Origin of the sequence: Litorisediminicola beolgyonensis, assembly GCF_042679605.1 — a bacterium.
Taxonomy (GTDB): domain Bacteria; phylum Pseudomonadota; class Alphaproteobacteria; order Rhodobacterales; family Rhodobacteraceae; genus Litorisediminicola; species Litorisediminicola beolgyonensis.
Map to the genome: position 1 here is coordinate 1 of NZ_JBHTMU010000079.1, position 2,299 is coordinate 2,299.

Sequence of the window (2,299 nt, forward strand, 5' to 3'; positions counted from 1 at the left end):
CCCGGTGCCGAGGCGGCGCTGGCGCGCGCGGTGAACGAGGCGCTGGTGTTCTCGGGCGTCGAGGCGGGCGCGCTCGACGTGACCTTCGTCGCCGACAGCGATCCGCTGGCCGCACGGTTGGCGCGGGTCGGGCTGCGCTTCGACCTGCCGATCCCCGAAGAGCCGCAAGAGCGGGCCGCCCCGTCAGCGCCTGGAAGCGATCCTTCCAAGCCGCCGAAGCTGCGTTAACGCCGCTCGTCGATCCGCTGGCGCGCGGTGGGCAGCGTGTCGCCCGGCACGGGCACAGCCTCCCACACCGCGCGGGCGATGGCGCGGGCGAGGCAGAGCGCGGCGGCGTGGCCGATGGCCGAGATCTGGGCTGCGGGATCGGTCAGGGGCCGTGCCTCGGAGGACAGGGCGAAGACCAGATCGCCGTCATGCGGGCTGTGCGAGGGCACCAGCGCCCGGGCCATGCCGTCATGGGCGGCGGTGGCGACGCGCTTCAGCGCGGCCTTGTCGAGCGCGGCATCGGTGGCGACGGCGGCGATGGTGGTGTTGCCGAGCGCGGCCATGGCGGCGCTCTTGGCGCTGGGCGGCAGGGGCTGGAGACCCATCGCGGAGTCCGGGCCGAGCCCGCCGAACTCGGCGTCGATCTCGAAAGGCGCGGCCCAGAAATGCCGCCCCGAGGGCGTCAGCGCGCAGCCCATCGGGTTGACCGCCACGAGCGCGCCGACGGTGATGCCGTCCTCCAGGACCAGCGAGGCCGAACCGAGCCCGCCCTTGACCTGCGCGGTCTGCGCCCCGGTCCCGGCGCCCGCGGTACCGAGGGCGAAATCGGCGCCGCAATCCGCCAGGGCGGCGCGCCCGAGCGCCGGGTAGGGGTTCCCGGACCAGCCCTTGTCGCCGCCGTTCAGAAGATCGAAGAGGATCGCCGCGGGCACGATGGGCACCCGGGCGCTCAGGACCGCGAAGCCGCGACCCTCGGCATGGAGGGCGTCCATCACCCCCTGCGCCGCGGCAAGGCCGAAGGCGCTGCCGCCCGACAGCACCACCGCATCGACCCCGGGCGCGAGCTTGTCGGGCTCCAGGAGATCGGTCTCCCGCGTGCCGGGCGCGCCGCCCATCACCACGCAGGCGCAGGGCATCGGGCGCTCGGCCAGAAGCACCGTGGTGCCCGAGACAAGCCGGTCGTCTTGGGCATTGCCGACGGTGAGGCCCGTGATGTCGGTGATGAGGTTGCGGGGACCGGGGCGCATCATGCCGGGCCTCCGGCCAGGCGGCGGGGCCTGTGCCGCGTATTTTTCGAAAAGAAGAAGCGCAAGAGGGGCGGCGTCATGGTCCGCGCGCGCCCCGGACCGGTCAGATGCATCGCCCGCCATCCACCTCCATGCAGACGCCGGTGATCATCGAGGCCTCGTCCGAGCAGAGATAGAGCGCGGCATTGGCCAGGTCCTCGGGGGTCGAGAAGCGCCCGAGCGGGATGGTGGAGAGGAACTTGGCGCGCATCTCCGGCGTGTCCTCGCCGAGGAAGCGCTTCAGGAGCGGCGTCTCGCCCGCGACCGGGTTCAGCGCGTTCACCCGGATGCCCGCGGGCGCGAGCTCGACCGCCATGGCGCGGGTCGCGGTGATCATCCAGCCCTTCGAGGCGTTGTACCAGTTGAGCCGCGGGCGCGGCGACACGCCCGCGGTCGAGGCGATGTTGAGGATCGCGCCGGAACCCTGCGCCTTGAGGCGCGGCACCAGCGCCCGCGCGGTCAGGTAGACGGATTTGCAATTGACCGCGAAGACCCGGTCGAACTCGTCCTCGGCGATCTCCTCCATCGGGGTCGGCAGATGGGTGATCCCGGCATTGTTGACGAGGATATCGACGCCGCCCATCGCGTCCTCGGCGGCGGCGACCATCGCCGCGACGCTGTCGGCGTTCGAGACGTCGACCTCCTGCGCGTGCCCGCCGAACTCGGCCGCCACGCCGCGTGCCGCATCGCGGTCGATATCGGCGATCATCACCTCTGCGCCCTCGGCCAGGAACCGCCGCACGATGCCCGCGCCGAAGCCCGAGCCGCCCCCCGTCACGATGGCGCGCTTGCCCTCAAGTCTCATGATCTCTCCTGTTGTCGTTCGAATCTCACCATGCGCCAGACCGCGTAGAGCGCGAAGGGCAGGCCCGCGAGCGCGCCGAGATAGGCGCCCTCGTGCATCAGCGCGGCGCGCAGGACCCCGGGGTCCTCCGCCGCGCCGAGCGCGACCCGGCCCGTGAGCGGCCCGCCGGTCAGCGACAGCGCGAAGAGGAGCCCCGCGAGGCTGCCGAGAAAGCTCGCGA

The 2,299-nt window shown here is 72.7% G+C and carries 3 protein-coding genes and 1 pseudogene; 1 reads left to right on the top strand and 3 read right to left on the bottom strand.

The genetic code is table 11. The annotated features are described in order from the left end of the window. A pseudogene (locus ACFQ4E_RS20425) lies at nucleotides 1-228 on the top strand (SseB family protein); the annotation flags it as partial. Here ACFQ4E_RS20425 and ACFQ4E_RS20430 read toward each other — a convergent pair. The 3 genes from ACFQ4E_RS20430 to ACFQ4E_RS20440 all read right to left on the bottom strand — a co-directional run. Then, nucleotides 225-1,235 carry a P1 family peptidase gene (locus ACFQ4E_RS20430; protein ID WP_386806382.1) on the bottom strand — a complete coding sequence of 337 codons (1,011 nt, stop codon included), beginning with the start codon at nucleotides 1,233-1,235 and terminating at the stop codon, nucleotides 225-227. The pseudogene ACFQ4E_RS20425 and the gene ACFQ4E_RS20430 sit on opposite strands and share 4 nt — an antisense overlap. A gap of 103 nt (nucleotides 1,236-1,338) precedes the next feature. Beyond that, complete coding sequence (locus ACFQ4E_RS20435) at nucleotides 1,339-2,079, bottom strand: glucose 1-dehydrogenase (RefSeq protein WP_386806380.1); 741 nt, start codon at nucleotides 2,077-2,079, stop codon at nucleotides 1,339-1,341. After that, nucleotides 2,076-2,299, bottom strand: a 224-nt coding sequence (locus ACFQ4E_RS20440; protein ID WP_386806381.1) for a hypothetical protein, incomplete at its 5' end; no start/stop codon positions are given. The genes ACFQ4E_RS20440 and ACFQ4E_RS20435, both read right to left, overlap by 4 nt.

Excerpts from the sequence above, each read along its gene's own strand:
- ACFQ4E_RS20430 (WP_386806382.1), bottom strand. The coding sequence starts at position 1,235 with ATGCGCCCCGGTCCCCGCAACCTCATCACCGACATCACGGGCCTCACC.
- ACFQ4E_RS20435 (WP_386806380.1), bottom strand. The coding sequence starts at position 2,079 with ATGAGACTTGAGGGCAAGCGCGCCATCGTGACGGGGGGCGGCTCGGGC.